A 22731-nucleotide genomic window follows, 5' to 3' on the forward strand; every position below is an offset into this window, starting at 1 on the left:
ATAAGTCGCCCTAGTCTTTTAATCAAAGTGAGTGACCGCTTTTGGCCGATCTCTGCCTATCGTCAAGATGCCGTGTGCTGGTTAAGTCGAATGCAAAAGGGTGGTCAAGTCCACAATACACACGGTCATGATGGAGGCCGGCGTATGTTCGAGAGCGCGCGACAGGCACCACATGCGGCTCCACACGAGACCTTAAAGCCTGATGGGGTCGCGCTCTCTCTGCTGTTGCGGTCACTCAGCCGCATCCGCAGTGAGACCGCAAGAATGACAACGGGAAACTACCTTTTCGAACGCCTGTTTTTCCAAATGCTGCTGGTGGAAAACTGCTGAGGGCGATCAGCGGGTGCCTTCACTGTTGCAACTGCCGCTGCACGAGTTGAGCTCTCGTGCGATTGAGTGGCCTTGAATAGCCGGAGTGCTGCCGCCTCAATCGACAACCCCTCATTGATCGATGCATATACCTCGGAGTCGAAGCCCGACCCCAGCGGCGCAAGGGCAGTAATCCCGGCAATGCGTGCTTGCTCTGCAGTCTGACCGACGGGAGCAACAGTTGGGCCGAGGGCACGGACCGGTTGGTGATTAGTAAGGACCGGTGCAGTCTTAGATTTAGATGGCGGTGCCAAGACCGTGACGCCTTTGGAAAGACTGCTCACCAGCCCCTCCAGCGAGCCTAAGCGCTTGGCCAAGCCCGATTTTACAGCCGCAGCTCCCACCAACAGACCGCCACCACCGCCCATTGCCGGCACGCGAGCGGCGGGCACATTCAGGTTGCGCGCCACCTTGGCGACGAACACACCTGCCATAGCGTCGACCATCTCCCCCACTTTGGCCCGTCCCTGCTCCGTGGACAAATCCGGGCGCTTGTTGGGCGCGTTGCTGCTGACGATCTGATAGCGCTTCGGACCTTTTGCGTCCGGGCTATCCACTATCACCTCCACCACGACACCGATGCTGCCGACGATAGCGGTGTCATCGACAACGACCTCATGCGCAGCGGAGGCCAGCCAGTAAGCGGCACTTGCACCAGTCCCACCGACATACGCCACGATTCGCTTTTGCGACCGGCCGGCAAAGATCAGTTCGGCCAGCTCGTTGATTCCGCTGGCCATCCCGCCTGGGCTGTCGATGTCCAACACAATTGCTTTGACCGCCGGGTTATCCAGCGCCTGGCGAATATCGGTCGCGAGAATCTGAGTGCTGGTAGCGCCGCTGATCTCAGTCAGCAGATTGGCATAGCGGAATATGGGACCAACAATCGGCACGATGGCCACGCCGTCACGAATGGACACCTGGCGGGTGTTGTCGAGCTTGCGACCGAGGCGCGCCTCAAGTGCCACGGGATCCCCCATGCGTTCAGAGACGGCCAACAAGTCAGCTAAGGCGTTGGGTAAGATGAGCCAGGGTTGGCCGGATGCAAGGTCGAATGCAGAATTCATGGAGGTTCTCTCTTTCGATTAAAGGGACGACGTTGATTACGAAACCTCCTCCAACTGATCCAGGTACTCATCGAGGATCGCGGGCAGGTTTTCGCCCAGGCCGGCGGCGATGTTTCGGGCCAACGCGATTTCACGCTGCATGGTTTCGACGTACAGATGGTCGATGTCCGGATGCTTGCGGGCCACTTTATGAGCCACGGTGTCGAGGATGGACGCCACCTGTGCAGCGATGCGGGTCAGCGCGAACACGGCAAAGTCGACGGGCACCAGTTGGCGGGACGAGACAGCGTTCTTGTTCTCCTGACCCACACGCTGGGCGGCGGTGAGACCTCGGCGCTCCTCCATGAGTTTGTATTCGATCAGTGGGTCGATACCCTCCTCGACGTGGGAGGCCGTTTCCGCTTTTACCTGACCTGCTGAGAGGCCCCTTAGGTACCGAATGTAGGCAAGCCGACCCGCTTCAAAATCGAGCCCGCCATTTCCCTTGGAGCCAGGCAGGACACCGTCTGTAAGCAGATTGCGCACCTGTCGATCAGTAAGGTCCAGGTGCGCCGCGAGTTGTTTCTGATTAGCCATAAATCACCAAAGCGGAAGCGGAAACGGCCTTCCTGGCAAAAAGTCATAAATACTGGAAAGTCGGGGCTCGAATTACCCTCACCCCCAGGGGGTAGGGGAAAGGACCCATTGCACCAGCATGGTGCGCCAGAGCCCTAGGCTCCGTTACGCCACGATCAGATCGGCCCGGGTGACCGTGCTGGCGTAGCTATCGATCTCTTGACGATTGATCGAATCGCGACTGCCCAGGCTGAACAATGGGATGTGCAGGTCATCCAAGAGAGTGGTCGTGCCGGAGCCGTAGCGAGCGGTTGCCGACAGCTTCCCGCCCAATCCAATCAGCGCCTTTGCGGCCGCATCCCATTCAGCAATCAGTTTTAAGCGCACAGCATTGAGTTGCTCATTTTCAAGCGCCTGCAATTGTTCAAGCGCCTCTGCCTTTGCGCTGTCGATAGCAGCGAGTTCAACGGTCAACGCATTGACGATCGGCTGCTGACGCAAGGCCTTTCGCTGCGCATCGTCGACAGCCTCACCCGCGCGCTCGAGCTTGATCTGCGCCGCTTGCTCCGCTCCGTCGTCACCCTTGGCCAGTGCCGCGGCATAGTCCTTCGCTGCATTCTGCTCACCCTCGACAGCCCGGGCTTGCAGTTGGCTTATCTCACCGCTGACCTTGGCCAGCTTGCCGTCGACCTTCTCCCGAGTGCTGTCCAGTTTGGTGATTTCCTTCTGGGCAACGATGATCTTCTTGCGCGATGCCTTGATAGTGGCGTCTGCGTTCTCGGTGTCACGCTGCCAGGTGATCAGCTTGTCAAGGCGATACAGCTCACGCTTTAGGTTGCCTTGCTCGCTCGTGGCATTGTCGCGGGCCTCGTGCAGCTGAATACGCTCAAGGCCGCTGAGCGTGTCTTCATGGCGCAGGTCATCGCAGGCGGCGGCTAGATCCTGCTCAACCTGGCGAAGACGGTTTGCGGCCTGGGTGCGTTGGGATTGGTAATTGCTCATGTCGTTGGTCCTTCTGGGTGTGAGTGGGCTAGTTGGCCCAGTGCGTTTTGGCTGAAATGGATACGGTGAAACCCCCTGTTTCAGAAGCTCGGGCTCCTCCCCTGAAATGGATGCATGGAATGGCTGGAGGCTTTGCTGTTGGTGGCCTGCGGGGGGAGTGCCTTAGCCGCTGGTCCTGCAAATGTCCCTTCGTGCAGGGGAGTAAAGCCGTGGTGGTCGAGGTGTGCGTGCCACGTCTCCAAGGCTTTGCGCTTCATGCCCTCGGCAGTGGTGTGGATGTACGTGGCGTCGAGATCTTTCATGGCGTGGTTGAGCAGCATCTCGGCAACCAGGTAATCGATACCTAGATCCATCCACTGGGTGCGCGCCAACTTTCGCAGGTCATGGCTCGACCATTCGCCCTTGGCCATACCCTTGAACAAGGTGCTGGCCAACGTGGCGCTAACCGCCACACCAGGGCGCCCAGGGAACAGAAAAGACCCCTTATAACCATTGGCGTGTTGAATAGCCCTGTACCGCTCAATCAGGGCGCAGGCTTGGCTGGTCAGAGGCAGCGTGTGTTCAGTCTTGGTCTTGGTATCCGGCGCCGGGATGAACCATTTGCGGGTTTCGGTGTTCACGTTTTTCCAGCGGGCCAGGCGGGTTTCGCCTAGCCGGGTGCCGTGACAGAGCATCATCAGCGCGAGCATGGATTCCAGCGGCGCACGTCCGATCCGATCAGCGAGGTCCCGCAGGAGTGCCGGCAGATCATCACCGCGCAACTGGGCAGGCTTGGGCCGAATACGTGTCTGTACGAAGTCGGTATATTTGAGGCTGGCCATGGGGTTAACGCCCAGCAGTGCGAGCCGGGTTGCCTGACGGAACGCGACAGCCAGGACGCCATAGACCGAGCGCACGAACGAGAGCGCAAAACGCTCCTGCATTGGCCACATCAGCAGGCGGTCGAGACTGGACCGGTCAAGACTGGTCAGCTCCAGTGCTTGCAGTCGCGGCACCAGGTGGCAACGTAACGCGGACTGGGCGCTGGCCTTGCGCTTGACGGACAGCCCGCGGTCGCGGCTCATGCGGTCGGCGTACCAGATCAGCACATCACCCACCGTTGTCCAGCTAGTGGTGATCGACGTGGCGGCCGGGTCAGCAGAGCGCCGCGCAAGGATGGCAGGCAAGGTGGTCTGCATCAGCTTGGCATTGATACCGGGATAGTTGCCTGCCTTCCCCCACACCCCACCGATTACGACGTGCCATGAGCCTCTAGCCCGGTCGGTGGACGAGTAACGAAAGCGAAGTTCCGGGAATCTCGGGTCTCGCAACTGGCGAACCTGAGTCGCGGCGTGTTTGCGGATCTCGGAATCTGTAACCACGAGGTGCAGGGTTTTAGGGGGCGCGGGTAGTTGATGCGGCGCCGAGGCGGGGTCAATCATTGATAGCGTCCCCGATCGCTGAAACAGGGGGTTTCAAGTTGGCAGTGTTTGTCTGTGGGTGCGCCAACAGGGGGATAGGCGATGCGGCCTCGGCGAGAGAGATCAACAGAGCGTTAGCTTGTAGATCGCCCCGGTCGGCTGCGGCGCGCAGACGAGCCCAGGCGCACGCCAATTCAGCTTGTGTCGGCCGACGCTGGCGGCCCCTCGATTTGCTCATTTCCAGATACACCCTGATTCCATCAATTCAGGGCAGATTAGGGCTGATTCGCTTCGTTAAAAAGGAAGGAAAATGGCAGCTATTCACTTGAAACTGAACGACACGCTATAGGACACTTGAGGGAAATATTGCCGACGAACGGTCACTCTGACTGTAAAACACTAAGCCAGAAATAGGACCGGATTCATGGACGGAAAAAAACAGTTTGCGGTGTACAGCGATTCTCGCGAGGGTTTTCTGAGTCAAACTAACCCGAGTGTTTGGCATTACGACGCTGAGTATGCGATCCGCTTTGAGACCGAAAAAGATGCGAGGAGAGCTGCGGGAAGGCGGCACTCGGAGGACGCCCAGGCCGGCCGACTTTTCCAGGTTGATGGAGTCACCGAATTTGAGCCGCTAGGGAAAGTCGACAATGCGCCCCCAGGCAGTTGGGTTGTGACTATTATCGACCCTAAAGCTCCCGGACAAACTTTCTACCTCATGAGTGAAGGAAGGGTTGTGAAAATGTCGAGTTCGGCTGACGACGCAAAAGGCTACCGATCTGAGCGTGCTGCTAGAAAGGCTGTCGACGCTATTAACGGAGGGCAATTGTTCTCGGCGCAGACGCACCAGAACACGGCACAGGTGTATCACTTTCCTAGGTCTTGATCCCTCTATCGATGAGCACAACCGGTGCCTCACTGGATTTTCTCCTCGCGCAAATGCCCGGGCGAGACATCACCCGATGAGGTTGTCGATTATGCGATCACAGTCCTGTCGATGATCGGCACGACCGCTGACGTTCAGGTACCGCATCACCGTCTTGGCTTCGTCCTTGTGCCGTGGCCGGATCTGCGCCAGCAGCTCAAACACAAACCAGTCACGAGCTGACGCTTCCGGGGCAGGATCACCGGCGTAGCGCTCACATGCATTGCGCAGCCAGTAGAGCGCGCTCCAGTACTCCAGCTCGTAGATGCAGTCGTGCAGGGTGTTTGGCATCAGATCCGGCCTCGCCTGGAACCTGGCAGCAACCTCGGACTTGTCCAGGTCAAAGTGGTCAACAGGCTTTAGCCCATCGAGTACCGAGGCGCAGAACACCTCGGCATCTGTCAGGCTGAAAATCCGGTCACCGAAACGCGACCTGGCCTCTGTCTGCCTTCGCAGTTTCTCCACTGACGACTTGGCCAAGCTCTCAAGGTTACCGAGGTCGAACGACGACAAGGCCGCGATCATGTTGTTTGGGTGCTTGACTTGGAGCCATTGGCGATACCGTTCCTCAAGCTGCTTGAACGGCGTCTTGATGCGCTTTGCCGCTTCCATGGCCGCTTCGATGTGTCCAGGGTGGCCGGTGCCGACCACTTCACGCAGCCAGAGCAGGGCGTCAACGTCACGGTCCCCGGTCAGGCATTGCTGCGGTGGTAGCTCTTGCACGGCTGGCGACGTTCCAGCGCTTACCTGCATCGGCGGCAGGCAGAACAATGCCCGGTGGGCCTCATTGTCTCGAAAAGCACCCGACCGGCTCACGATGGTCTTGACCGTGCCGAGGGGTATCCCGGTGATTTGGGAGACTTCCCGGAACGAGTGGCGGCGACGCAGATCGAGGATGCGGATTCGCTGATCTTTTGAAACCCCCTGTTTCACTGTGTTCAAGTTGGAAACCCCCTGCCTCAATGTTGCTGACTTGGTCCGATTTGAGATCGGACCATGCACTGCACTTTTCGGATAATGAAACCCGCAAGTCCCCTGCTTTCGAACTGGCCCCACGGCTCGACGGATTGTTTGGGGGATTTCTGACACTCTCTCAAAACGCATCAAGATGGGCGCCTCGCTACCTTGGTGATCCAAGCCTCTAAATCTTTCACTAGGATCAGCCGTCGACGACCGGACTTAAAGGCTCGAAGCTCATTATTTGCGATTGCTTGAAAGATCGTAGAACGGGTCGTTCCAGTCATCGAAGCTGCCACCTCTGGGCCAACTGCTATAGGGGCGAACGTAACGTTTTTCACCTCCTGTACACCTCTCTCGAAGCTGCCATTCATGCCACGTCTCCATCCGGCCAGCGACCGCGCACATCAGCCAAGGCTTCCGCTCGTGTCATGGGCTCACCGATCATCGTGCAGAGCGGTTTCCCGTAGCGCATGACCTGCCAGTGACAGCGGCGCTCAATGCCGTCGTTCGATGCCAGTTCAGCCAAAAGCTCGAGCCGGTGGTTTTTGATGTAGGCCCGCACCTGGTCGTTGAGCCTGCTTGCGGGCGAAACCCGAACACGCTTCCCGCTCAACTTCGCCGCAAATCCCAGATTGAGCAGATAGGCGAGGGCGGCCATCAAAGCTCCTCCGCGTCATCATCCAAAAATGGAAGAGATGTGCCGTCTGGCAGCGGGCCACTTAGCAAGCTTTTCCAGTCTCGTTCTTCCTGCTTGGGGCCGAAGGTGCTCACATTCATCCGAAGGTGCTCAGACTTATCCCTGAGCACCTTCGATGATTCGTTGAGCACCTTCGGGATTTCATGAGCAACTTCTTTGCCCAGCTGCCATGCCCATCCGCTGCCCATCCCCTGTTTGCGGGCTTCAGCACCGACCACCTTTTGGGCCCTTCGAATCGTCGCCCAGGCGTGTCCAGCACCGTCGGCATCGGCTTTAATTTGCTTGGTGGGTACCGGCCCGCGAGCCAACAGATCGCGCAAAAAGTCACAAGCCTCATCCAACTCGCTGCGCTCATCACCGCCGGCCGATTCAACGTCTCCGAGAATGTCTCGAGCACTGCCGGTGATCGTGTCGCCCCAGATGACCCTTGTTGTCTCGATGCCGTCGCCTATCGTGAACGGCTCAATGGCGTAAGAGACTCCGCCCTCATCGGTACCGATGTTGGACTTTGCCCGCGCCAGCACTCGGGCATCTGAGTCTTCCTGTTTGGCCGCAACCAGTACCGTCCGGGCCAGTGCCGAGAACGCTTGCGAGCCGATCACCCGATCCGCCGGCGATGAACCGGCCCCGCCTTTGGCAAAGTGGCTGATGCCGACCACGGCGCAGAGATTGGCCTCGGCAAAGTCCACCACGCCCTGTAGGCCACGCCGGACGTCGTTGGCCTTGTGCATATCCCCCTTCACGGCGCCGACCACGGGGTCAAGCATCAGCAATGACACGCCGCCCAGCTCGCGGGCCGTTTCGCGCAACAACCCGATATCGTTTGCTGGGTCAAAGGGGTCAGAGTCGCCTTGAGCGTTGAGGCGACCTTGAATGATGTGTACCCGGCTCACGTCAGCACCAGCAGCGATCAGGCGTGGCACCAGCGTGTCTGCCGGGTCGTCTTCGCTCGACCAAATCAGGACGTTGCCGCGCTCCTGGCAAATCTCACCATCTGGCCAGCGACCGCCCGTGGTGATGGTCGCGATCAAGCTAATCAATAGCGTGGTTTTCCCGGTACCGCCGGCGCCCGCCAGAATGTGCAACTTCCCCTTCGCCAGCCAGCCAGGCCAGAGCCAACGAATCGCTACAGGCTTGATATTCGCCGCGCTCACAGCGTTGACCTTCCACACGGAGGGGATTACCTGGAGTGGCGTGACAGTATTGGCCCACTGCTCTGCAAATCTGTCCTTGTTGCTCATTTCACCCCCAGACGCTGTTTGGCGAGGTTGAAGCGCTGCAGATCGTCGCCGGATAACTTTCCGTCATCGAGCAGTGACTTTCCGATCAGGTAAACGGCCCGCTCATGTTTGATAGCGGCCGCACTTGGCCCACGGCGTTCTCGTTTCTCACCGGGGAATAGATCGCGAAGCTCTAAGCCAATTGCCGAAACGATGCTTTGAGCGGTACAGCCGGCCCAACACTTCAGCAGAACAGTCCCTTCCGAAGTTTCACTAATTGCCAAACTTGGGCTCTTGTCGTCATGTGCAGGACAGCACGCTTTCCACTTGTTAGCGCCAGCTGGTTTAACTTTGTCGAGGCAGCCGAGAACTTTCTCCAGGCAAGCCGATCCCGCCGGCGCAAGTGCGCCGTTTTGAATATTCATAGTTAGCCCCTTACGCGAGTATCGCGGCGATAAACACGGCGGCGATCACGGGCGCGATCCACAAGTTCCGGTGATACCTTCGTTCCCACGTAAGCGACTTTAGAGTCAGTCATTAACATCGCCCGCGGAACATACGTATATTGGCCGCAGGGCAAAGTACGCGGTGCCCGACGAGTGCGAGGCACGTACTTATCCAACAGCGCCATCGACTCAGCCATAGACTCTTGCAGTCGTTTGCCGCTTTCACACAAAGGAACAGGCTCACCAGGTCGAATAGCGTTCCATGCGTAGCGATCAGCTAATATTTCGTTCACATCACCAATAACTCGCTGGCAGTCTGCGTGAACTTCTGGGTCGGTAATTCCGAAAGTGTCAAAGCCACAGTGGTTATCGCGATAGTGTCCGATTTCATGCATGACGACGAATGCGTGGATTTCGTCGTCTTCAAGTTGGGACCAATCTATTTCTGGGCGCTGGACACTCCGCAGAGCACCCGCGTCTATTTTTGCGGCCACCAGAATTACAACTCGTTCCTGCAGACACACTTCGTTGACTGACGCGTCAGGGTGAACAGCTTGTGCAAAAGGGTTGAACATACCCCAGTTGCCTGCCAGCTCTTCGTCAGTGCCAATCGCGAGGCAGCAACCCGCTTCTTTGGATATCTCGGCAAGATTACGGTACTGGACGCGGCCGAGCGTGAGAGTGGTATTGCTCTTCACAGGGCACCGCCTTGAGCTTCCAGTGCACGGACCTGGCTCATGTGGTGGTTGTAGCGTGTCAAGCGAACAGATAGGGACGAGTTTGCGCGGAGGGCGGCCATTGCCATAGCGCGATGCGCAGCGGCTTTGTTGGACGGGGCGGACGGATTTCGAGTGCGAGAGAACTGCATGGGTATAGCTCCTTTTGCTTTCGGGGAGCTGCCACGGTCCTTCTCACGGGATAGGTGGCAGCTATGCGTGGGGTGAGAATACCGGGGCAAAAGGAAACCCGGCCAGACCGAAGTCTGCCCACGCACAGCCGCCATAAAGCGAAATCTCAGGCATAAAAAAACGCCGGAGATGGAATCTTGGGCGCTGTGCGCCTTTTGCTTACTCGGGTTCTCACGCCCGGTCACTGATTTGGCAGCGACAGCAGGACGATACAACGGGAGATTTTCCGGCGCAAGTCTTACTCGTGCCCTTTTTTTCCACTCGTGCCCATCCCTGTGTATGGGCACGAGTAAAGAAAATGGGCACGAGTGAGAATAAAGGGCATGAGTAAGGGGTTGGGTATTCATGCCACTTCACCCCGGCTTTCAGCGACACGGGCGTCACACCAGCCCAGAACCTCAGCCTCGATCCAGACGACACACTTGGGGCCCAGGGTGACTTGCTTGGGGAAGTTGTCAGCAGCGATACGGCGGTAAATCTCAGTGCAGGAAAGGCCGGTGATCGACTCTACTTCCTGGCGCTTGATGAATCGGCGAGCTGGTGCGGTGGTATTGGAAACGTTTGCCATCGTCTGCGCCTCCTTGGGCGGTATTGGTAATCGACGATGGCAATGCTGGCGGGTAAGAAGCGGTGCTGACAGTCCGGTGTGCGGCGCAAACCGTACAGTTTGCTGAGCATAATGTACGGTTTGCAGTGCAGACCGTAGTCAGGTCACGAGCGAACCCTTTCGTGAACTCGAATCCATTCTTGTAGCGTCCGCTCTTTTATTCCGTCTCGCTTGGCTATGATGCGGCAGAAGTCGGAGCGGTTCTTGTACCCTGCAGATGTTTTGTCCCACTCCGCCAGCAGTAGGGTCTTTACCTTGTTCGTTGAGGCATGACGTTTATTCGCTCGCTCACTGGCTATGTTTGAGGCGATTTGGCCTTGTCTCTCGAAAGAACGGTTTAGCGCATAACTAGCTGCCAGCTCGCCATAGGTTTTCAGAATCAGTTCGTATACTTCAAACGCTTCTTTGATCTTGCCTTTGCTATATAGCCAGCACAGTAAGTCATATTGATATACCAGTAGGCTTGTTTTCTGCCAGTAGTCAAACTCTCCAAACGACGCGTGAATAGATAGTGTGGTCAACTTCTCAACGGCTGTCGTCGCAGATGATCGGCGGCTTGGAAGAGTTATCTCCGCAGCTATTGCGATTAGCTCTAAGTCCGCCTCTATGATATCCCCTACGTCTGCGCCAACCTGAATTGCCGGTAAATTCTTCCAGGCGTCTTCATCGTCCTGGCCTAGTGCAATGTATGCCAGTTCCTCAAAGCAAAACGATAGGGTGTCTGTAAATTGCTCTTGGATATTCGAGAGCTTAGAACTTTCAAATGAATTGAACGAGTCTAGTTGCTCATACAGTTTTTCAAGATCGATGTATCGGAAGTATTCGCAAAGCATTAGCACGCCCTCATTAACTGTACATTTGAGTTCGCGCCAGCACATAGCGCGTCGATTGAGTCAGCCCAGGCCTGCATCATTCCCCGGCGCTGCTCCAGGTAGTTGGCGTGGTTGTACGTGTCCCGGATGCCGTCGCTGTCGCCGTGGGCCAGCTGTCGTTCGATCCAATCTTTGTTGTACCCGCGCCCGTTGAGCTCTGTGGAGAGCAGGTGACGGAAGCCGTGGCCGGTCTGTCGGTTCTCGTAACCCATCACGCGCAGCGCCTTGTTGATCGTGTTCTCGCTCATTGGCCGATCTGGGTTTTGCTGGCCGGCGAACACCAGCGGGTATTTCCCCGTGATCGGCTGCAGCTGGCGCAGGATCTCCACAGCCTGTTTCGGCAGCGGCACAGCGTGAGGCCGGCGGGCCTTCATTCGTTCCTTGGGGATTGTCCAGGTGGCGGCATCCAAGTCGAACTCTGCCCAGGGCGCAGCGCGCAGTTCACCAGGCCGCACAGCGGTCAGCACCAGCAATCGGATAGCTGATCTGGTCAGGGTGTTGATGTTGGCGCTGTCGCACTTTTCCAGCAGCTCGGGCAGTTCAGCCATTGCAACGTGAGGATGATGGCGAGGGGCCTTCGCTTGGGCGGCCACCACGTCCAGATCGGTTGCGGGGTTTGACTCAACGACACCTTTGGCCAGGCCGTATCGGAATATCTGATGCAGCCACTGCCGGATCTTCCCGGCGGCGTTCAGCGTCCCGCGCGCCTCGACCTTGCGTACCAGCTCCACCAGATCGGGGCGGGTGATAGTTTTTAACTGGCGTGATCCGATACCGGGGATCAGATCGTTTTCAAGGTACAGCTTGGCCTTGTAAATCGTGCTGTCTGCCCAGCGGGGCGCGTTGTAGGCAAACCACTCTCGCGCCAGCGTCTCGAATGTCAGTCCTTCCACCTTCTGCGCTTGCCTGGCCGACTTGCGCTCGCTCGACGGGTCTTTGCCTTCCGACATCAGCTGGCGCGCCTCAGATCGCTTCCGGCGAGCTTGCACCAATGTCACTTCAGGGTATGAACCGAATGCCAACCGATTTTCTTTGCCGAGGTGGCGGTACTTAAGGCGCCAGAGCTTTGAGCCTGTCGGCATCACTTCGAGATACAGGCCTTCGCCGTCGGCGAGTTTGTACGGCTTCTCCCTGGGCTTGGCAGCCTTGAGAGCGGAATCGGTCAGGGGCGTGACTTTCAGGGCCATGGAGCACCATTTTGGGGGCATGCGAGATGACCGAACCGGCCATGCCCCCAACTCTGCCCCCAAAACTCTGGGCTGGCAAGGTTGGTTTGGGAAATCATAGACAACAAAAAGCCCGCACTGGGCGGGCTTTTTGTGGGCTTTCGGGTAGTTTTGGCACCACCTGAAATCAATTAGTGGTGCCCAGAGACGGAATCGAACCGCCGACACGGGGATTTTCAATCCCCTGCTCTACCGACTGAGCTATCTGGGCAACGGGGCGCATTAAACTGGTTTTTCGGGGGGTCGTCAAGAAAGTTTTCAAAAAAATTTTAATTATTACCGTCGCTTACGTTCCGACCCTCGAAAAAGCGGGATTATTCAGCCGGCGGAACGTAGCCGTCAGCCTTGGCGTATTCCTCGCCGGAAAAGAACTTGTCCATCTCGCCCTGAAGATATTTGCGGTCTTCGGCGTTCATCATGTTCAAGCGTTTTTCGTTGATCAGCAGAGTCTGGTGCTTTTGCCAGTCTGCCCAGGCTTTGGCCGAGACGTGGTCAAAAATGTCCTGACCTTTTGCGCCTGGAAATGGAGCGCGCTCCAGGGCGGGTAATTCTTCTTTGTACTTGCGGCACATGATGGTGCGGGTCATGACGACTCTCCTGCGTTCAATACGGCGGCCGCGCGTTCGAGCAAGGTTTTGACCGGGGCGGCAAGGCCCAGGCGCGGCGGGGTGGCGAGGTTATACCAGAGCCAGTCGGCCTCGGCCACGTGATGGCCGGCCTCCTGGACCTGAACCAGCCAGGGTTCGATGGACAACTGAAAATGACTGAAGGTGTGTACCAGGCTCGGCAGCGCCTGTTGGCTGCCAAGCTCCAGCGAATGCTGCGAAGCCAGATGTTGCAGGTCGTCGAGGTCGTCGAGTTCCGGCAGGCTCCATAGACCGCCCCACAAGCCCGTGGAAGGGCGACGGTAAAGCAGAATCGCGCCTTCGCCGTTGGCAAGCATCGGCATCAGCGTGCGCTTCTGTGGCACGGCTTTGCGCGGTTTGGGGATCGGGTAGCGCGTCTCCAGGCCAAGCATGTGCGCTTCGCAGCCTTTTTCCAGCGGGCAGAGCAGGCAGCTCGGCTTGCTGCGGGTGCAAAGCGTGGCGCCCAGATCCATCATCGCCTGGGTATAGGCGTTGACCCGATCATGCGGCGTAAAGCGCTCAGCGTTGGCCCACAGCTGTTTGGCGACCTTTGGCTCGCCCGGATAACCCTCTTGCGCGGTAAAGCGCGCCAGCACCCGTTTGACGTTGCCGTCGAGGATCGGCGCCCGTAGACCCATGCTCAGGCTGGCGATGGCGCCGGCCGTGGACAGGCCAATGCCCGGTAGATCAACCAGCTTTTCCACATCGCGGGGAAACTCGCCACCGTACTCGGCGACAACAATCTTCGCGGTCTTCTGCAAATTGCGCGCACGGGTGTAGTAACCCAGGCCGGTCCACAGGTGCAGGACTTCGTCTTCCGGCGCAGCGGCCAGGGCTTCGACCGTCGGCAACGAGGCCATGAAGCGGTCGAAGTAGTTCAGCACGGTGCTGACCTGGGTCTGCTGCAACATGATTTCCGAGACCCACACCCGATAGGGGGTGATGCCTTGTTGCCAGGGCAAGTCGTGGCGGCCGTGGCGGTCGTACCAGTCCAGCACCGCCGATGAAAACTGCTCGGCTCTCATCGCTTGAACAGCCCCTTCAAGGCGTCTTTCAGTTCAGGGCTGACTTTGTCACCCAGCTTCTCGTCGATTTTTTCGCTGATCTTCTCGCCAGCCAATTTGCTCGCGACTTGCCCCATGCGTTCGTTATCGAGGCGGCAGGCCTTGGCGCCCAGTTCCAGCGGGCCGCGGCAGCGCAGCGGCCACTCGATGCCGACGAACTTCTCGCCGACCTGGCAGGCCGGGTCCGGCATGTCGCTCTTGTCGCCTTCGACGATAACGCCCACGCGGTAGTCCATGCCCAACACCCGCAGATCGACATCGCCGTCGCCCTTGACGGTCATGCCCGGGATGCGCACTTTCAGGTCCGGGTTGCTGGCCACGCCGTTACGGAAGGTCAGGTTGCCCTTGAGCTCCTGGAACGGTGTGTCCTTGCCCCGTGGTTCGCCGCTGAGGGATTTACGGTTCAGGGTGGCGATGCCTTTGCACAGCTGTTGTTCGAGGTTGGCATTGAGCAGCACGCCGTTATTGATGACGAAACTGGCGTTGCCGTTGAGGGTTTCGATCAGCGCTTTCTGGCTGTTGCCGCTGCCGGTCAGGTTGCTGTTGACCGTCACCAGACCTTTGACCGGTGGATTTTTACCCTGGCTTTCAAGGATTTTTTCCATCGGTACTTTGCTGATGCTCGTCTGCATGTTCAGCGCTGGCACCTGTTGGCGCACGTCGAGCGTACCTTTGGCGTCGAAGTTGCCGTCGTACAGGTCGCCGCGAAGGCTCTCCAGGGTCAGCAGACCGCCCTGGCCTGTGGCCTTGAGCACGGCGTTCTGGATCGGCAATTTATCGAGCGTCAACTGACCGAAGGTGAGGTCAGCGTCTACGTCGAGTTTGCTCAGGCGTTCCACCGGCAGCAGGCGCTCGTTGCTCCACGCGTCTTTGGTCGGTGCTTGCGGCAGCGGTGTGCTGCCCGCGCCAGCCAAGGCATCGGCTTCGGTGCTGGCCACTTCGGCCTGACGCACCTGCGTCGCGCTGTTGGCTTCGGCAGATTTTGGTGGCAGGTAACGGTCGACGTTGAAGGTGTCGGCTTTGAGGGTCGCCCGCAGCGATTGTTTGGCGAAGTCCTCGACGGCGATGCGGCCACTGAAGGTGCTGTCATCGACTTTCATGTTGATGTTGTCGAGCACCACGCTGGTCGGCGTGCCAGCCAGACGGCTGACTAACTCGACTTTGCTCAGGCTACCGTCAGCCATCGCCGGAAGCTTCTGGCCGATGCTGTCGACGAATTTCGCCAGATCGAACTGGGCGATCGACAGGCCGCCGCTGATTTGCGGGGTTTTGTCGAGGTCGTTGACCTTCAGTTCACCCAATGCGCGCAGTTGGTTGGCAGAGATCTTGATGCCAGTCCATTCGGCGACGTTCGCCGCTTTATCCAGCAGCAACTGGCCTTGGGCAGCGAAGGTCATGGTTTTGCCTTGCAGCGGATCGCCAGCCACTTCGCCAGAGAGTTTCATGTCTTCGAGTTTGTAGCGCTGCAATGCGCGCTCGAAACGCAGCTCGCCGTTGAGCTCGGTACGGACACGCAAGACCGGCTGGTTGGTGCCCAGGAACGCGGTGAGTTTGACCGGGATGTTCGTGGAGTCATGCACCGGCCCTGTACTCAGCTGGATGCTTTCGGCGCTGAATTGCTTGCCGGTTTTCTCGTCGCTGTATTCAACGCGGGCGTTGTTGACGGTCAGGCTGTCGATGTCCAGGCGAATCGGCTGGGCCGGTTTTTCCGCTTGGGCGGTGGTCTCGGACGCTGGTTGGCCGGTGGTCGCGGGCGGTGTGGCTGATGTGGCCGGGGCTTTGCCGATGTCTTGCCAGTTGCCGTGGCCGTCCTTGTCGCGGGTCAGGCGCAGGTTCAGGCCTTCGACGCGCACATCGCTCATCTGCACTTCACGGCGCAGCAGCGGCAGCACGCGAACCGACAAGCCAAGCATCTGCAAGTCAGCGAACGGCTCGGTGGGCTTGGCCAGGGTCGCGACGCTGGCTTCGTGCAATTCCAGGCCCAGCCACGGGAACAGGCTCCAACCGATATCGCCATTGAGCGTCAGCTCGATGTGGGCCTTGTCGCGGGCTATCTGGCGAATCTCGTCTTTATAGTCGTTGGGATCAAAGAGGTGGGTCAGGGCAAAGCCCAGCGCCACAATGATCAGCAACAGCCCGAGAAGTACCAGACCCAGGATTTTGCCGAACGCTTTCATGGGCGAGTCCTTGTAGTTAGTCGAATTCGAAATTTAGCCGGGGAGTATAGCGCTCCGTAGCGGACGACCGGTCAGCGATCACGTCGGCAATACATCCAGCGGTATTTTCAGTTTGGCCGCCAGCGCTTGCGCCTCCAGATGCCTGGCAGGCGCCAGCAAGCGCAATGTCGCGCCCGATTGCGACGCCATTTTCTGCGCTTCATTCACCAGGCGCTCGGCCACGCCACGACGACGGGTGATTTTTCGTACACATAGTTGGGACAGATGCCAGACATCCGAGTGCTGTTGCAGGCGTGCCGCGCCCAAAAGCCGATCGTTGAAGCGGCCGGCGATCAGCGAACCGTCCAGCAGGCAGCTTTCGATCAACTGCAAATCTCCGGCAAACGGGGCAAACAGCCAGTCCGGCGCATCGCGGTAGATCTTCTGCAGATCTTGCTGATCCTGATAAGTGGCTTCGTTTAGCGGCTCGACAATGATCGGCATGAGGGTTCCTTCAGTGGTACGAGAACTGATGACATACAAAAGGTGATATCACTTTGGTTTTTCTGTCACGTACAGATGGTAACCTTTGCCGGTTCGTCCGTCCTTCTGCGACGTGATGTCGCACCAAAATGAAGCTTCCCCCCAAAAAACAGTCATGCGTGCGCATAAAGGCTGAGGGGTGAGGAGTGGCTGACGAACCCTACTAATAATTGGGGGATACACAATGACCACGAGCATCACGGCGGACGGCCTCAAAGCCGACCAGCCCGCGTTCCTGTCCAAGGAACGCATCATCGCCAAGCCCGGTTTCAACCGTTGGCTGGTACCACCGGCGGCCCTGGCCATTCACCTTTGCATCGGCATGGCCTACGGCTTTTCGGTGTTCTGGTTGCCACTGTCCAAAGCCCTGGGCGTGACCAAGGCAGTGGCCTGCGCGCCGGACATGAGCTTCATCTCGCAAGTCTTCTCGTCCCAATGTGACTGGCCGATCTCGATGCTCGGCTGGATCTACACCCTGTTCTTCATCTTCCTCGGTTGCTCGGCCGCCATCTGGGGCGGCTGGCTGGAACACGCCGGGCCACGCAAGGCTGGCGTTGTATCGGCCCTGTGCTGGTGTGGCGGTCTGCTGATTTCAGCGCTGGGGGTCTATACCCACCAGATATGGCTGATGTGGATCGGCTCCGGGGTCATTGGCGGTATCGGCCTGGGCCTGGGTTACATCTCGCCGGTATCGACCCTGATCAAGTGGTTCCCGGACAAGCGCGGCATGGCGACCGGCATGGCGATCATGGGCTTCGGTGGTGGTGCGATGGTCGGTGCTCCGCTGGCCGCAGCATTGATGGGCCACTTCGCCTCGCCAACCAGCGTCGGCGTATGGCAGAGCTTCCTGGTGATGGCCGCGATCTACTTCGTGTTCATGATCGGCGGTGCACTGTCCTACCGCGTTCCGCCAACCGGCTGGAAGCCTGAAGGCTGGACCGCCCCGGCGAAGAAAGCTTCCAACGCGATGATCACCCACCGTCACGTCCACGTGAATGTGGCGTGGAAAACCCCGCAATTCCGTCTGGTGTGGCTGGTGCTGTGCCTGAACGTTTCGGCGGGTATCGGCATCCTCGGCATGGCTTCGCCGCTGTTGCAGGAAGTGTTTGCCGGTAAGCTGCTGGGTAACGGTCTGACTTTCGGTCAGCTCGACGCTTCGCAACTGGCTTCGATCGCTGCAATCGCTGCCGGTTTCACCGGTTTGTTGAGCCTGTTCAACATCGGTGGTCGGTTCTTCTGGGCTTCGTTCTCGGATTACCTGGGCCGCAAAAACACTTATTTCGTGTTCTTCGCGCTTGGTTTTGCGCTGTACGCGTTGATCCCGAACCTCGGTCACCTGGGCAACGTTGCGCTGTTTGTAGCGGCCTTCTGCATCATCCTGTCGATGTACGGCGGTGGTTTTGCGACTGTTCCGGCTTACCTGGCGGACCTGTTCGGTACGCAAATGGTCGGCGCGATCCACGGTCGTCTGCTGACGGCATGGGCGGCGGCGGGCGTGTTGGGTCCGGTGCTGGTGAACTACCTGCGTGAGTATCAGCTGAGCATCGGCGTTGAACGCGCCGCGGCTTACGACATCACCCTGTACATCCTCGCGGGCCTGCTGGTGCTGGGTTTCATTTGCAACCTGCTGGTGCGTCCGGTGGCCGACAAGTACTTCATGACCGACGCTGAACTGGCCGCCGAACAGGCGCTGGGCCACGACAAGGGGGCTGACAGCAGCACCGTATTGGAGTGGAAAGCGGATGCGGGCACCAAGCCGTTGGCAGTGGCTGCATGGCTGGTGGTGGGTATTCCGTTGGCGTGGGGTGTTTGGGTAACCCTGCAGAAAACGGCGGTGTTGTTCCACTAAGTACCGCATGTGCCTGACATGGGTTGTGTCAGGCACATTGGTTTATGCCCTAAAAGATCGCAGCCTTCGGCAGCTCCTACAGTCAGTGTTCACATGACATGGTGTGAATGCGGTCGGTGTAGGAGCTGCCGAAGGCTGCGATCTTTTGCTTGTCATGACATGTCTATCCCCGACAACACGGGATTCAGTCCGTCAGTGAAATCACCTCCCGTGTTTCTGTTTGGCGCCCGCGCCCCTATAATGGCTGCCTTTTTCGCCCAATGATTTTGCGGAGCTGGTGATGGCCGAACGTAAGGCGTCAGTCGAGCGCGACACTCTGGAAACCCAGATCAAAGCCTCGATCAACCTGGATGGCACCGGAAAGGCCCGATTTGATATCGGTGTTCCTTTTCTTGAGCACATGCTGGACCAGATCGCCCGTCACGGGCTGATCGACCTGGATATTGTCAGCAAGGGCGACCTGCATATCGACGACCACCACACGGTGGAAGACGTCGGTATCACCCTGGGTCAGGCCTTCACCAAAGCCATCGGCGACAAGAAAGGCATCCGTCGCTACGGCCACGCCTACGTGCCGCTCGATGAAGCGCTGTCGCGCGTGGTGATCGACTTCTCCGGCCGTCCGGGCCTGCAGATGCATGTTCCCTACACCCGTGCCACCGTCGGCGGTTTCGACGTTGATCTGTTCCAGGAATTCTTCCAGGGCTTCGTCAACCACGCCAACGTCAGCCTGCACATCGACAATCTGCGTGGGCACAACACCCACCACCAGATCGAGACCGTGTTCAAGGCTTTCGGCCGCGCACTGCGCATGGCCGTAGAGCTGGATGACCGCATGGCCGGTCAGATGCCGTCGACCAAAGGCGTTCTGTAATGCAGACGGTCGCGGTTATCGATTACGGCATGGGCAACCTGCACTCGGTGGCCAAGGCCCTCGAGCACGTCGGTGCCGGCAAGGTCCTGATCACCAGCGATGCCGATGTGATTCGCGAAGCCGACCGGGTGGTATTCCCCGGCGTCGGCGCGATTCGCGATTGCATGGCGGAGATCCGTCGCCTGGGCTTCGATTCGCTGGTGCGCGAAGTCAGCCAGGACCGTCCGTTCCTCGGCATCTGCGTGGGCATGCAAGCCTTGCTCGACAGCAGTGAAGAGAACGACGGCGTCGACTGCATCGGCCTGTTTCCAGGCGCAGTGAAGTTCTTCGGAAAAGGCCTGCACGAAGACGGTGAGCACCTGAAAGTCCCGCACATGGGCTGGAACGAAGTGAAGCAGACGGTGAGTCATCCGCTGTGGCACAACATTCCGGACCTGGCGCGTTTCTACTTCGTGCACAGCTACTACATCGCTGCCGGCAACCCGCGGCAAGTGGTGGGTGGCGGTCACTACGGTGTCGATTTCGCCGCCGCGCTGGCCGATGGCTCGCGTTTCGCCGTGCAGTTCCACCCGGAGAAAAGCCATACCCATGGCCTGCAATTGCTGCAGAACTTCGCCGCGTGGGATGGTCGCTGGTAAATGGCCGTCAAGAAATCCAAACCGCCGATCCTGACCCTCACTCCTGAACAGGAGAACGAGGCCAATCACAAGATCAAGCGGTTCATGGAGGATCGTTTCGAACTGGACCTGGGTTCGTTCGAAGCGGCGGAAATCCTTGAGCTGTTTACCCGCGAAATTGCGCCGCACTATTACAACAGGGCGATTTTCGATGTGCAGACGCACCTTAAAGAAAGGTTCGAAAGCATCGAAAGCGACTTGTGGGCGCTCGAGAAAAACTGATTTTCGAGCTAAGCTGAACAATCGAATTTGAAGGTTTGCCAGATGCTGATTATTCCCGCTATCGATCTCAAAGACGGTGCCTGTGTTCGTCTGCGCCAGGGCCGCATGGAAGATTCCACGGTGTTCTCCGATGATCCGGTGAGCATGGCTGCCAAGTGGGTGGAGGGCGGTTGCCGTCGTCTGCATCTGGTCGACCTGAACGGCGCCTTCGAAGGCCAGCCGGTCAACGGCGAAGTGGTCACCGCCATCGCCAAGCGCTACCCGAACCTGCCGATCCAGATCGGCGGCGGTATCCGTTCCCTGGAAACCATCGAACACTACGTGAAGGCCGGCGTGAGCTACGTGATCATCGGCACCAAAGCGGTGAAAGATCCGGCTTTCGTTGCTGAAGCCTGCCGCGCGTTCCCGGGCAAAGTGATCGTCGGTCTGGATGCCAAAGACGGTTTTGTCGCCACTGACGGCTGGGCTGAAATCAGCACCATTCAGGTGATTGACCTGGCCAGGCAATTCGAAGCCGACGGCGTATCCGCGATCGTTTATACCGACATCGCCAAAGACGGCATGATGCAGGGCTGCAACGTACCGTTCACCGCTGCGCTGGCCGCCGCGACGAAGATTCCGGTCATCGCTTCGGGCGGTATCCACAATCTGGGTGACATCAAGTCGCTGCTCGACGCGAAAGCACCAGGCATCATCGGCGCGATCACCGGCCGTGCGATCTATGAAGGCACCCTCGATGTCGCTGAAGCGCAAGCTTTCTGCGATTCGTACAAAGGCTGAGGACTGACCATGGCGCTGGCCAAACGCATCATCCCTTGCCTGGACGTGGATAACGGCCGGGTGGTCAAGGGCGTCAAGTTCGAGAACATTCGCGACGCCGGCGACCCGGTGGAAATCGCCCGTCGCTACGACGAGCAGGGTGCCGACGAGATTACCTTTCTCGACATCACCGCCAGCGTCGACGGTCGCGACACCACGCTGCATACCGTCGAACGCATGGCCAGCCAGGTGTTCATCCCGCTGACCGTGGGTGGCGGTGTGCGTACCGTGCAGGACATTCGCAATCTGCTGAATGCTGGCGCGGACAAGGTTTCGATCAACACTGCTGCGGTATTCAATCCTGAGTTTGTTGGTGAAGCGGCTCAGCATTTCGGTTCGCAGTGCATCGTCGTTGCCATCGACGCCAAGAAGGTTTCCGGCCCGGGCGAGACCCCGCGCTGGGAAATCTTCACCCACGGTGGTCGCAAGCCAACCGGTCTCGACGCCGTTGAATGGGCGAAGAAGATGGAAGGCCTGGGCGCCGGTGAAATCCTGCTGACCAGCATGGACCAGGACGGCATGAAAAACGGCTTCGATCTGGGCGTTACCCGCGCGATCAGCGATGCATTGGGTATTCCGGTGATTGCTTCGGGCGGCGTCGGCAACCTGCAGCACTTGGCTGACGGCATTCTAGAAGGCCACGCCAGTGCAGTGTTGGCGGCGAGCATTTTCCACTTTGGCGAATACACCGTGCAGGAAGCCAAGGCCTACATGGCTCATCGCGGCATCGTGATGCGCTAAACAAACCGATACAGGCCAGTGGACATCATGGCGGGCTCAGGGCACTCTTGGGTACGCCATGGATCTCGGTAGCCAGACATGCTTAAACGCCTTCTTCTTGTCCTCGCCAGCGCTTCTCTATTGCTCGTCAATGGAGCGCATGCCGCAGAAAATCCCGACACCGGTCTGGTGTTGCTGACTGAAAATTTCCCCCCCTACAACATGGCGAAGAACGGCAAGAACTTCGCTCAGGACGAGAACATCAATGGCATCGCGGTGGACATCGTCCGCGAGATGTTTAAACGCGCCGAAGTCACCTACAGCCTGACGTTGCGTTTCCCTTGGGAGCGAATCTACAAGCTCGCCCTGGATAAGCCCGGTTACGGCGTATTTGTGATGGCGCGGTTGCCGGATCGCGAGAACCTGTTCAAGTGGGTTGGCCCGATCGGGCCGGATGACTGGATCATGCTGGCCAAGGCCGATAGCAAGATCAGCCTTGAGTCGCTGGAGCAGGCGCGCAAATACAAGATCGGCGCCTACAAGGGCGATGCGATTGCCGAGACGCTGGCCAAGCAAGGACTGAAACCGATCGTTGTGCTGCGGGATCAGGACAACGCAAAAAAACTGGTCAACGGCCAGATCGACCTGTGGGCTACCGGCGACCCCGCCGGGCGCTATCTGGCGCGCCAGGACGGGGTAACCGGGCTCAAGACCGTGCTGCGCTTCAACAGCGCCGAACTGTACCTGGCGCTGAACAGGCAGGTGCCGGACGAAACCGTTGCCAAATTACAGGCGGCGCTGGATCAGCTACGCAAGGAAGGTGTGGTGGACGACATCATGGCGAAGTATTTGTAGTGTGAGTCAAAAGATCGCCCGTTCAGCGGTCAATCCCATCCTTTTCATGCCCGGCCACCGCCTTATGGCCGT

25 protein-coding genes and 1 tRNA gene are annotated in these 22731 nt (G+C 58.6%); 8 read left to right on the forward strand and 18 right to left on the reverse strand.

Annotated features, from left to right (window positions below):
- Positions 1-278: 278 nt before the first annotated feature.
- The 4 genes from WLY71_RS00870 to WLY71_RS00885 form a co-directional block, all read right to left on the reverse strand.
- Positions 279-1436, reverse strand: a complete 1158-nt coding sequence (locus WLY71_RS00870) for a S49 family peptidase (protein WP_347802134.1) — start codon at positions 1434-1436, stop codon at positions 279-281.
- Between the two features lie 36 nt (positions 1437-1472).
- On the reverse strand, positions 1473-2012 hold the full coding sequence (locus WLY71_RS00875; protein WP_347802135.1) for a terminase small subunit: 540 nt from the start codon (positions 2010-2012) through the stop codon (positions 1473-1475).
- A 144-nt stretch (positions 2013-2156) separates the two neighbouring features.
- A complete protein-coding gene (locus WLY71_RS00880) occupies positions 2157-2993 on the reverse strand; it encodes a coiled-coil domain-containing protein (protein ID WP_347802136.1) in 837 nt (278 codons plus the stop codon).
- 80 nt (positions 2994-3073) lie between these two features.
- Positions 3074-4414: a tyrosine-type recombinase/integrase gene (locus WLY71_RS00885; RefSeq protein WP_347802137.1), complete on the reverse strand. Its 1341-nt coding sequence runs from the start codon at positions 4412-4414 to the stop codon at positions 3074-3076.
- A gap of 403 nt (positions 4415-4817) precedes the next feature.
- Here WLY71_RS00885 and WLY71_RS00890 point away from each other — a divergent pair, with 403 nt between their 5' ends.
- Positions 4818-5279, forward strand: a complete 462-nt coding sequence (locus WLY71_RS00890) for a hypothetical protein (RefSeq protein WP_347802138.1) — start codon at positions 4818-4820, stop codon at positions 5277-5279.
- A 69-nt stretch (positions 5280-5348) separates the two neighbouring features.
- Here the strand turns inward: WLY71_RS00890 and WLY71_RS00895 are convergent, their stop codons facing one another.
- From WLY71_RS00895 to WLY71_RS00960, 14 genes are all read right to left on the reverse strand, one after another.
- Positions 5349-6251: a hypothetical protein gene (locus WLY71_RS00895; protein ID WP_347802229.1), complete on the reverse strand. Its 903-nt coding sequence runs from the start codon at positions 6249-6251 to the stop codon at positions 5349-5351.
- 170 nt (positions 6252-6421) lie between these two features.
- The gene (locus WLY71_RS00900; protein WP_347802139.1) at positions 6422-6649 is read right to left on the reverse strand and encodes an excisionase family DNA-binding protein; all 228 of its coding nucleotides are present in this window, start codon (positions 6647-6649) and stop codon (positions 6422-6424) included.
- Positions 6646-6936 carry a hypothetical protein gene (locus WLY71_RS00905; protein WP_347802140.1) on the reverse strand — a complete coding sequence of 97 codons (291 nt, stop codon included), beginning with the start codon at positions 6934-6936 and terminating at the stop codon, positions 6646-6648. Before WLY71_RS00905 ends, WLY71_RS00900 begins: the two co-directional genes overlap by 4 nt.
- On the reverse strand, positions 6936-8216 hold the full coding sequence (locus WLY71_RS00910) for an AAA family ATPase (RefSeq protein ID WP_347802141.1): 1281 nt from the start codon (positions 8214-8216) through the stop codon (positions 6936-6938). The genes WLY71_RS00905 and WLY71_RS00910 overlap by 1 nt, the downstream gene beginning before the upstream one ends.
- The gene (locus tag WLY71_RS00915; RefSeq protein ID WP_347802142.1) at positions 8213-8620 is read right to left on the reverse strand and encodes a virulence-associated protein E; all 408 of its coding nucleotides are present in this window, start codon (positions 8618-8620) and stop codon (positions 8213-8215) included. Before WLY71_RS00915 ends, WLY71_RS00910 begins: the two co-directional genes overlap by 4 nt.
- 2 nt (positions 8621-8622) lie before the next feature.
- A complete protein-coding gene (locus WLY71_RS00920) occupies positions 8623-9339 on the reverse strand; it encodes a hypothetical protein (protein WP_347802143.1) in 717 nt (238 codons plus the stop codon).
- 553 nt (positions 9340-9892) lie between these two features.
- A complete protein-coding gene (locus WLY71_RS00925; RefSeq protein WP_347802144.1) occupies positions 9893-10117 on the reverse strand; it encodes a helix-turn-helix transcriptional regulator in 225 nt (74 codons plus the stop codon).
- Positions 10118-10260: 143 nt separating this feature from the next.
- Complete coding sequence (locus WLY71_RS00930) at positions 10261-10989, reverse strand: hypothetical protein (protein WP_347802145.1); 729 nt, start codon at positions 10987-10989, stop codon at positions 10261-10263.
- On the reverse strand, positions 10989-12215 hold the full coding sequence (locus WLY71_RS00935; RefSeq protein ID WP_347802146.1) for a tyrosine-type recombinase/integrase: 1227 nt from the start codon (positions 12213-12215) through the stop codon (positions 10989-10991). The genes WLY71_RS00930 and WLY71_RS00935 overlap by 1 nt, the downstream gene beginning before the upstream one ends.
- A gap of 174 nt (positions 12216-12389) precedes the next feature.
- Positions 12390-12465: transfer RNA gene (locus WLY71_RS00940), tRNA-Phe, on the reverse strand.
- Positions 12466-12568: 103 nt separating this feature from the next.
- The gene (locus WLY71_RS00945; RefSeq protein ID WP_008149405.1) at positions 12569-12841 is read right to left on the reverse strand and encodes an oxidative damage protection protein; all 273 of its coding nucleotides are present in this window, start codon (positions 12839-12841) and stop codon (positions 12569-12571) included.
- Positions 12838-13905: an A/G-specific adenine glycosylase gene (gene mutY / locus WLY71_RS00950; protein ID WP_347802147.1), complete on the reverse strand. Its 1068-nt coding sequence runs from the start codon at positions 13903-13905 to the stop codon at positions 12838-12840. Before mutY ends, WLY71_RS00945 begins: the two co-directional genes overlap by 4 nt.
- Positions 13902-16121: an AsmA family protein gene (locus tag WLY71_RS00955; RefSeq protein WP_347802148.1), complete on the reverse strand. Its 2220-nt coding sequence runs from the start codon at positions 16119-16121 to the stop codon at positions 13902-13904. The genes mutY and WLY71_RS00955 overlap by 4 nt, the downstream gene beginning before the upstream one ends.
- Before the next feature lie 78 nt (positions 16122-16199).
- Positions 16200-16604 carry an acetyl-CoA sensor PanZ family protein gene (locus WLY71_RS00960; RefSeq protein ID WP_347802149.1) on the reverse strand — a complete coding sequence of 135 codons (405 nt, stop codon included), beginning with the start codon at positions 16602-16604 and terminating at the stop codon, positions 16200-16202.
- Positions 16605-16827: 223 nt separating this feature from the next.
- On the opposite strand from WLY71_RS00960, the gene WLY71_RS00965 reads away from it, so the two are divergent.
- The 7 genes from WLY71_RS00965 (at position 16828) to WLY71_RS00995 (ending at position 22659) form a co-directional block, all read left to right on the forward strand.
- Complete coding sequence (locus WLY71_RS00965; protein WP_046045556.1) at positions 16828-18492, forward strand: OFA family MFS transporter; 1665 nt, start codon at positions 16828-16830, stop codon at positions 18490-18492.
- Positions 18493-18772: 280 nt separating this feature from the next.
- On the forward strand, positions 18773-19366 hold the full coding sequence (gene hisB, locus WLY71_RS00970; RefSeq protein ID WP_129439274.1) for an imidazoleglycerol-phosphate dehydratase HisB: 594 nt from the start codon (positions 18773-18775) through the stop codon (positions 19364-19366).
- A complete protein-coding gene (gene hisH, locus WLY71_RS00975; protein WP_347802150.1) occupies positions 19366-20004 on the forward strand; it encodes an imidazole glycerol phosphate synthase subunit HisH in 639 nt (212 codons plus the stop codon). The genes hisB and hisH overlap by 1 nt, the downstream gene beginning before the upstream one ends.
- On the forward strand, positions 20005-20265 hold the full coding sequence (locus WLY71_RS00980; protein WP_054616495.1) for a DUF2164 domain-containing protein: 261 nt from the start codon (positions 20005-20007) through the stop codon (positions 20263-20265).
- Positions 20266-20307: 42 nt separating this feature from the next.
- Complete coding sequence (gene hisA / locus WLY71_RS00985; RefSeq protein ID WP_008149420.1) at positions 20308-21045, forward strand: 1-(5-phosphoribosyl)-5-[(5-phosphoribosylamino)methylideneamino]imidazole-4-carboxamide isomerase; 738 nt, start codon at positions 20308-20310, stop codon at positions 21043-21045.
- A 9-nt stretch (positions 21046-21054) separates the two neighbouring features.
- Complete coding sequence (gene hisF / locus WLY71_RS00990) at positions 21055-21825, forward strand: imidazole glycerol phosphate synthase subunit HisF (protein ID WP_007897430.1); 771 nt, start codon at positions 21055-21057, stop codon at positions 21823-21825.
- A gap of 78 nt (positions 21826-21903) precedes the next feature.
- Positions 21904-22659: a substrate-binding periplasmic protein gene (locus WLY71_RS00995; protein ID WP_347802151.1), complete on the forward strand. Its 756-nt coding sequence runs from the start codon at positions 21904-21906 to the stop codon at positions 22657-22659.
- Positions 22660-22731 lie beyond the last annotated feature (72 nt).

Source organism: Pseudomonas rossensis (assembly GCF_039888995.1).
Lineage (GTDB): Bacteria > Pseudomonadota > Gammaproteobacteria > Pseudomonadales > Pseudomonadaceae > Aquipseudomonas > Aquipseudomonas rossensis.

Excerpts from the sequence above, each read along its gene's own strand:
- WLY71_RS00870 (WP_347802134.1), bottom strand. The coding sequence starts at position 1,436 with ATGAATTCTGCATTCGACCTTGCATCCGGCCAACCCTGGCTCATCTTA.
- WLY71_RS00875 (WP_347802135.1), bottom strand. The coding sequence starts at position 2,012 with ATGGCTAATCAGAAACAACTCGCGGCGCACCTGGACCTTACTGATCGA.
- WLY71_RS00880 (WP_347802136.1), bottom strand. The coding sequence starts at position 2,993 with ATGAGCAATTACCAATCCCAACGCACCCAGGCCGCAAACCGTCTTCGC.
- WLY71_RS00885 (WP_347802137.1), bottom strand. The coding sequence starts at position 4,414 with ATGATTGACCCCGCCTCGGCGCCGCATCAACTACCCGCGCCCCCTAAA.
- WLY71_RS00890 (WP_347802138.1), top strand. The coding sequence starts at position 4,818 with ATGGACGGAAAAAAACAGTTTGCGGTGTACAGCGATTCTCGCGAGGGT.
- WLY71_RS00900 (WP_347802139.1), bottom strand. The coding sequence starts at position 6,649 with ATGAATGGCAGCTTCGAGAGAGGTGTACAGGAGGTGAAAAACGTTACG.
- WLY71_RS00905 (WP_347802140.1), bottom strand. The coding sequence starts at position 6,936 with ATGGCCGCCCTCGCCTATCTGCTCAATCTGGGATTTGCGGCGAAGTTG.
- WLY71_RS00910 (WP_347802141.1), bottom strand. The coding sequence starts at position 8,216 with ATGAGCAACAAGGACAGATTTGCAGAGCAGTGGGCCAATACTGTCACG.
- WLY71_RS00915 (WP_347802142.1), bottom strand. The coding sequence starts at position 8,620 with ATGAATATTCAAAACGGCGCACTTGCGCCGGCGGGATCGGCTTGCCTG.
- WLY71_RS00925 (WP_347802144.1), bottom strand. The coding sequence starts at position 10,117 with ATGGCAAACGTTTCCAATACCACCGCACCAGCTCGCCGATTCATCAAG.
- WLY71_RS00930 (WP_347802145.1), bottom strand. The coding sequence starts at position 10,989 with ATGCTTTGCGAATACTTCCGATACATCGATCTTGAAAAACTGTATGAG.
- WLY71_RS00935 (WP_347802146.1), bottom strand. The coding sequence starts at position 12,215 with ATGGCCCTGAAAGTCACGCCCCTGACCGATTCCGCTCTCAAGGCTGCC.
- WLY71_RS00945 (WP_008149405.1), bottom strand. The coding sequence starts at position 12,841 with ATGACCCGCACCATCATGTGCCGCAAGTACAAAGAAGAATTACCCGCC.
- mutY (WP_347802147.1), bottom strand. The coding sequence starts at position 13,905 with ATGAGAGCCGAGCAGTTTTCATCGGCGGTGCTGGACTGGTACGACCGC.
- WLY71_RS00955 (WP_347802148.1), bottom strand. The coding sequence starts at position 16,121 with ATGAAAGCGTTCGGCAAAATCCTGGGTCTGGTACTTCTCGGGCTGTTG.
- WLY71_RS00960 (WP_347802149.1), bottom strand. The coding sequence starts at position 16,604 with ATGCCGATCATTGTCGAGCCGCTAAACGAAGCCACTTATCAGGATCAG.
- WLY71_RS00965 (WP_046045556.1), top strand. The coding sequence starts at position 16,828 with ATGACCACGAGCATCACGGCGGACGGCCTCAAAGCCGACCAGCCCGCG.
- hisB (WP_129439274.1), top strand. The coding sequence starts at position 18,773 with ATGGCCGAACGTAAGGCGTCAGTCGAGCGCGACACTCTGGAAACCCAG.
- hisH (WP_347802150.1), top strand. The coding sequence starts at position 19,366 with ATGCAGACGGTCGCGGTTATCGATTACGGCATGGGCAACCTGCACTCG.
- WLY71_RS00980 (WP_054616495.1), top strand. The coding sequence starts at position 20,005 with ATGGCCGTCAAGAAATCCAAACCGCCGATCCTGACCCTCACTCCTGAA.
- hisA (WP_008149420.1), top strand. The coding sequence starts at position 20,308 with ATGCTGATTATTCCCGCTATCGATCTCAAAGACGGTGCCTGTGTTCGT.
- hisF (WP_007897430.1), top strand. The coding sequence starts at position 21,055 with ATGGCGCTGGCCAAACGCATCATCCCTTGCCTGGACGTGGATAACGGC.
- WLY71_RS00995 (WP_347802151.1), top strand. The coding sequence starts at position 21,904 with ATGCTTAAACGCCTTCTTCTTGTCCTCGCCAGCGCTTCTCTATTGCTC.